This is a genomic window from Exiguobacterium sp. A1_3_1 (genome assembly GCF_048985645.1).
GTDB lineage: Bacteria > Bacillota > Bacilli > Exiguobacteriales > Exiguobacteriaceae > Exiguobacterium_A > Exiguobacterium_A indicum.
This window is the reverse complement of sequence record NZ_WBYY01000169.1, coordinates 1-6937: the sequence shown is the minus strand read 5'-3', so window position 1 is coordinate 6937 and position 6937 is coordinate 1. Positions and strand designations below refer to the sequence as shown.

At 46.1% G+C, this 6937-nt stretch carries 4 protein-coding genes; all 4 read left to right on the top strand.

The window, feature by feature from the left end:
• Window positions 1–726 (top strand): PD-(D/E)XK nuclease family protein (locus F8N00_RS14865; RefSeq protein ID WP_421018480.1); only part of this gene is annotated, 726 nt, incomplete at its 5' end.
• Window positions 723–4274, top strand: a complete 3552-nt coding sequence (addA, locus tag F8N00_RS14860) for a helicase-exonuclease AddAB subunit AddA (protein WP_421018479.1) — start codon at window positions 723–725, stop codon at window positions 4272–4274. The genes F8N00_RS14865 and addA, both read left to right, overlap by 4 nt.
• Before the next feature lie 194 nt (window positions 4275–4468).
• Window positions 4469–4846, top strand: coding sequence for a response regulator (locus F8N00_RS14855; RefSeq protein WP_023467390.1), 378 nt, complete (start codon window positions 4469–4471; stop codon window positions 4844–4846).
• The coding region (locus F8N00_RS14850; protein ID WP_421018478.1) for a histidine kinase dimerization/phospho-acceptor domain-containing protein at window positions 4827–6937 on the top strand (2111 nt) is incomplete at its 3' end. The genes F8N00_RS14855 and F8N00_RS14850, both read left to right, overlap by 20 nt.

Sequence of the window (6937 nt, the reverse complement as noted above, 5' to 3'; positions counted from 1 at the left end):
AAGAGACAGCCATTACGCTTTACGTTACCGGATGGAACAGAAATTGAATTCACGGGTCGCATCGACCGGATTGATCAGGCGACGATCGGTGATCAGCTATACGTTCGAATCATTGATTACAAATCGAGTGCTCGAGGACTGGATTTTGCGGAAATCTATTATGGGCTTGCGATTCAGATGTTGTTGTATTTGAAGACGGTCGTGGAACAGTCGGAGTTGCTCTATCAACAGCAGGCGAAACCAGCTGGTGCGTTATATTTCCACGTCAAAAACCCGATGCTACGAGGCGATTTATCGGCTGACGAAGAAGAGCGCAACCAACTGTTACTCGAGTCCTATCAAATGCAAGGCGTCATTCTCGAGAATGACGAGGTACTACGAGCGATGGATCATATTGCGTACGATGAACGAAAAAAATCACCGCTCGTCAAAGTGACATTCACAAAAAACGGACTGCATAAGACGCAGACGAAAGGTGTCGTACAAGAGGAAGATTTATCAGCGCTGATGGATCATGCATGGGAGGCATTAAAAGACAGCAGTCAAGATATCTATGATGGGGATATCGCCATCAATCCGTTTGATTATCAAGAGCGGACACCGTGTAGTTTTTGTGAGTATCGTTCAGTCTGTCAGTTCGATGAATCGCTTGGGAATCAGTATCGCCCATTAAAACCGATGTCTGAAAAAGAGGTACTGGAACGGTTGAAGGAGGAAGAAGAATGAGCGTGCGTTGGACGGAAGAACAACAACAAGCCATTTCAGCTAGAGGTGGACATATCCTCGTCTCAGCGGCAGCGGGATCAGGGAAGACAGCGGTCCTCGTTGAACGGCTGACGCAACGATTGATTGATCCCGAAGATGAGCTGTCGGCTGATCGGATTCTCGTCGCTACCTTTACGAATGCGGCAGCACGTGAGATGAAGACGCGAGTCATCGAGGTCATGGACCGGCGCATCAAAGAGGCACCTGATGATTTGTATTTGAAAAAACAGCGTCAATTGATGAACCGGGCACAAATTACAACGATTCATTCGTTCTGTTTGTCGATTCTGCGCGAGAATTATTACCGGATTGGTTTAGATCCTGCGTTTCGAATTGCCGATGAATCTGAATTACTGTTATTGCAAGACGATGTCTTAGAAGCGGTCTTTGAGTCCTTTTATGCTTCTGAGGACCCGGGATTCTATGATTTGATTGATAGTTATACGTCAGATCGCGATGATCAAGCGATGCTGACACTGATTTCGAATCTCTATCGGTTTTCCCGTTCCTTACCGGATCCGGAAGCTTTTTATGCACATTTAATCAGTCAGTACGATCAGCCGATTGACCCGGATGATTCTCCACTCATGCAACGACTAGTCGAATTAGAGTGGGAAAGTCTCTCGAATGTATTAGGACGTTACCGAGAACTTGCTTTTGAGCTGGAGCAGTCTGGTTATACGGAAATGGGACAGATGATGCTTCAGGACATTGCTCCTTTTACCTCGCTTGAGACGTCGGCACGCCACTGGTCGATGGTTGCGCTTGCTTTTCAAGCAGTAGAGTTCGGTCGCTGGAAGAGTCCACGCGGGGATGAAGGAATCAAACCGTTTCAAGCAGAGCGGACGCGACTCGTAGCGGAGTTCAAGAAAATGAAAGAGCTGTTCGTCCAAAAGACTGGTGTTGATTACTTGGAGGACTTGCGGTCGCAGCTTCGACACGTGGAGACGATCGTGACACTCGTACGTCAATTTGCAAGCGATTATCTCGAAGCGAAACAACAACGTGGTATCGTCGATTTTTCGGATCTTGAACATTTTGCATTAGAGATTTTGACGGACGAAGGACAACCGTCAGACGTGGCAAAACTTCTGAAGGAACGCTTCGTTGAAGTACTGGTCGACGAATATCAAGATACGAACGAGGTTCAGGAACGCATCATCCAATTGGTCTCGAAAACGGATGAGGCGACAGGAAATCTATTCATGGTCGGTGATGTCAAACAATCCATCTATAAATTTCGTCATGCAGAGCCAGGATTGTTCCTTGAGAAATTCAAACGATTCCAACAGACCGACGTTGGAACACGGATCGATTTAACAAAAAACTTCCGGAGTCGTCTTGAGGTGCTGGATGGAACGAATCAAATCTTCCGCCAAGTGATGGATGAGACGGTCGGGGAGATTGATTACGATGAAGCCGCGCACCTTCGACTCGGGAATCTGAGTTATCTCGAATCGGAGCAAGTGGCGCCTGAATTACTCTTGATAGATCCACTTGATAGTGAAAAGGAAGAGGTTGAAGCACGAGCGATTGCGACGCGAATTTTAGAACTCGTTGATTCGAAGCATCCACATCTGATTTACGATGCGAAAGCGAACCGATTCCGAACGTGTGAATACCGCGATATCGTCGTCTTAGCACGGTCGCGTGGTAAGCGTGTCCAAGCGCTTGTCGAAGTGCTCGAACAGTATGAGATTCCGGTCTATGCGGATACGACGGGCGGATACTTCCAAGCGACGGAAATTCAAATCATGATGGCATTGCTCAAGACGATCGATAATCCGCTTCAAGACATCCCATTCGCGAGTCTGTTACGATCGCCGATTTTTGGGGTGGCGGATCGAGATTTAGGACGGATTCGAGCAAAACAAAAAGAAGGAAGCTTTTATGAGGCAGCGCTAGCAATGGCGGCAGAGGAATCATCACTCGGAATTCGAATGGATGAAATCATCCGTCAGATTCAATCATGGCGAACTGAAGCGCGTGGGAGTGCCCTACCTGCCTTCATTCGATCGCTCTTTGATCAGACCGGCTATTTTGAGTACGTCGGCTGTCTCGCCGGAGGAAAAAGTCGTCAAGCCAACTTGAACGCCTTATATGAGCGAGCGAAGCAATATGAGACGTCCGGTTATCGTGGACTCTATCGTTTCCTTCGTCTGATCAATCGATTAATTGAACGAGGAGAAGACTTCGCAGAAGCCCGTTCGCTTGGAGAAGACGAGGACGTCGTTCGCATCATGACGATCCACCAATCAAAAGGACTCGAGTTCCCCGTGACGATCGTCAGCCAATTGACGAAGCAATTCAACAAACAGGATCAAATGCAGGCGATTCAGTTGCATAAGACGTATGGTATTGCCCTGGATGCGATTGATCCGATTCGTCGTTTGCGATCTGGGACACTCTTAAAAGAAGTCATCCGCCGGGAAATGGATCGAGAGATGAAGGCAGAAGAGATGCGCGTCTTGTATGTTGCGATGACTCGAGCGAAGGAAAAGTTGATTCTCGTCGGGACAGTCAAGGATTTAGAAAATCAAATGGCGACCTGGCAGATGACGCCACCAGATGAAGTCTTACTTCCTGAAAATGACCGGCGCCAAGCGAAGAGTTATGCGGAATGGGTCGTTCCGGCAGTCTTACGCAGCAGTTTACTACGTCCTGATGAGACGGATTGGTCGATTCGCGTGATGTCGTTAGAGGAGTTAGCACCGTATCAAGAAATCTCAACACTCGTGGAGCAACTCGAACATGTTCAGAAGCTTGAAAAAATCGATGTGCCGGTTAATTCGCAAGTCAAAGAAATCGTCGAAGCGGCATTTTCGTATCAGTATCCGCATGCGCTTGCGACAGAGACGGCAGCAAAACAGACCGTCACGGAACTGAAGCGGGCGGAACAGCTAGAACGTGCAGCATTCGAAACGACATATCGCCAGACGACGTATTACCGTACGCCACAATTCCTCGGACCTGTTTTAAGTGGAGCGGAACGAGGGACGGTCTTACACTTAGCGATGCAATTGTATGAACCGGACGAATCAATTTCGCAACAAATCAATCAGTGGGAAGCAACGGAACGCATTACGCCGATTGAAGCGACGACGATGCGGGAAGCAACAGCACAGTTACAAGGGTTCCTCGACTCTGAAATCGGACAATTGTTTAGCGAACGATTACGGACGAACCACGTCTATCGGGAATTGCCGTTCACATATAAGATCGGGGCATCGCGTTTCCGGAAAGACTGGATAGGTCCAGTGGATGACGCAGTCATGCAAGGAATCGTCGACTGTTTGATTCAGGATGGGGAGTCATATATCTTGCTCGATTATAAATCGGATCAAATCGTCACGACAGAAGTCGGACAGACACCTGCTGATGTGTTACGGGATCGATACGCAACTCAGTTGAATCTGTATCAAGAAGCGTTAGAAGCGATTCTTCATATTCGAATTTCACGCAAGGTCATCTATGCGTTTGCTTTAGAAGAAACGATTGATTTAATTTAAATTACTGAGACCTTCCTCATCCTCCTACTTTAGGTAGAGATGAGGGAGGTTTTAGTATGGGTCGAAAGAGGGATGAAGAAGAAGGAGGTAAAATCAGTTTCTGAAGTGATTTCCGTTTCTTATTGTGAAGGAACTGTGTAAAATAAAGAAGATATGTCACTTTGATGATGGATAATTTTGGGAGGTTTTAATAGATGGCGCGTATTTTATTAGCAGAAGACGAAGATGTCTTACGCATGTTAGTACTCGATACACTAGAAGATGAAGGATATACGATTGACGAAGCGACGGACGGTGACGAAGCGTATCAAAAAATCATGAACGCTGAGTATGATCTCGTTTTACTCGATTACATGATGCCTGGAATGACAGGGATTGAAGTCATCGAAAAAGTCCGACAACATCCAGATAAGCAACACTTAAAAATCATGATGTTGACGGCTAAAAGTCAACAATCAGACCGCGAACGAGCAGAAGAAATCGGAGCGAATTACTTTTTCTCGAAGCCCTTTAGTCCGTTAGAACTGATTGATGTCGTGGGAGGAATACTGAGTGATCACCAAGTGGATTAATCGAAAAATCGGACGTCAACTCATGGCCTCCTTTTATGTCGTATTAGCTACATTGATGATTTCATCATTGATCGTCTACAACTACACCGATACGAAACTGCAGGCGACTCGGGCGAAATTAGAAGATATCCGTGACCGGAGTGCACGTGCGGGTGCTTTATGGGAAGAGTGGCAGGATGTCCAGTTCAACATGCGCGGTTATGCCTTGATGGGGAATGGTGATCTATACAATCAAGTCATGGCTCAACAAGATAAGATTGATCAGCAAACAGAATGGTTCGAAAAAAATGCGATTTATGATCAAGGAAAGGCATTCGCCCAGTCCTCGAGAGAATTGTATGGTTATTATTTCGATGCGATTTTGCCGCTTATTCAATCGTATGTCGAAGCGAAAGAATCTGGAGATGTCACGGAATCCTTCTTAAAAGGAACAACACTTGCTGAACTGCCACTTGGTCAGCGATTATTAGCTGAAGGTAAGATTCAATTAGATGCTCAAGGAAACATTGATGTACTCTCGGAAATCAATAAGAGCGAGCTAGCACTCGGCGGTTATCGTGAATTTTTAGAGGATTGGGCACAACGGACGAGTGACCAACTGGAACGGGAAATCCGGACGACACAGCTGATTTGGTTAGCGAATATCGTCGTCTTACTTGCCGTCTTGATTTTCTTTATTTATCCGTTTATCCGCCGCATCACGATGGAATTATTATCTCTCGTCAAGAACAGTCAACGGCTTGCGAACGGTGAAGATGTTTCGAGCGTCAAAGTACCGAATCGTAAAGATGAAATCGGAATTCTGGCGTTATCCTTCAATCAGATGGCAAGTTCGATTTCCGAGAACAAGCAGCATTTATTAGCGAAAAATGAAGAATTACAAGCGCAACAGGAAGAATTGCAAGCACAGCAGGAAGAATTACAAGCACAGCAAGAAGAACTCGAAGAAGCATTAGAGCTGACGACGCGGAATGAGCAACATCTGCAGTATCGGAATGATTTGACAGAAACGCTCGCGGCGCGTGAGTCGTTGACTGCTTATCCGGAAATCATCGAGAAGCTCGTCACGATCACGGATTCTGAGATTGGTGCATTAGTATTTGTTGATGAAGAAGATAGTTATTCTGTCGTTACGTATGGAATGACGGATGAATTGGCAGAACAGCTGCTTCAAAACGATGCATCTCTCTTAAAACGAGCTGAGTCACTAAAGTCACCTGTTCATTCTTCTAAACAAGTCGCAAGCAATCATCCATTGCCATATCCGTACTATATGTACGAAACAGCTGTACCGATTCTCGACCCCACTGCAGATGACATCATTGCGTACATCTACCTTGTCCGTTACCGCGATCAGTTTACGAACGAACAGATGCGTGATGTCATGTCCTTCTCCCGCCAATTATCGCTATCGCTTTTACGGATGCGGCTGTTTGACGAGATGACGAAAGAGAAAACGAAGACGGAGCGGATTCTCGATTCGATTCGAGAGGCCGTCATCTATCTTGAACCGGGTAAAGAAGAGGTCTTCGTCAATCGACCATTATACGATTTATTCCCGGAGTTGCGTTACGATGTCCAGACTGAACAGGAGACATTGCAAACGTGCTTAGAAGTCATTCGATCCGTCGTCGACGAACCAGAAGTCTTTAGCCGTTATGTTGATGCAGTTCTGCGTGGAGAATTACCGACTGATAGTTTACAGTTCTCGATTCGAAACGAAACGGTATTCATTCAATTTTATGTCGAGGTGATCCACATCCATCACGTACATAAAGGAACGATGCTCGTCATGCGTGATGTGACGAAAGAGACTGAAATGGATCGTTTGAAATCAGAACTCGTTTCAACTGTCTCTCATGAACTTCGGACGCCACTCTCTTCGATTTACGGATTTACAGAACTCATGCTCAACCGAGACATCGAAGAGTCGCGCCAAGATCGATATTTGCGGACGATCCATTCCGAAACGGAACGTCTTGCGAATCTCGTCAATGATTTCTTAGATGTCCAGCGCATGGAGTCGGGCACACAATCGTATAAAAAAGCATCCGTGAACATCTATACGATTGCTGAAGAAACGACACAATT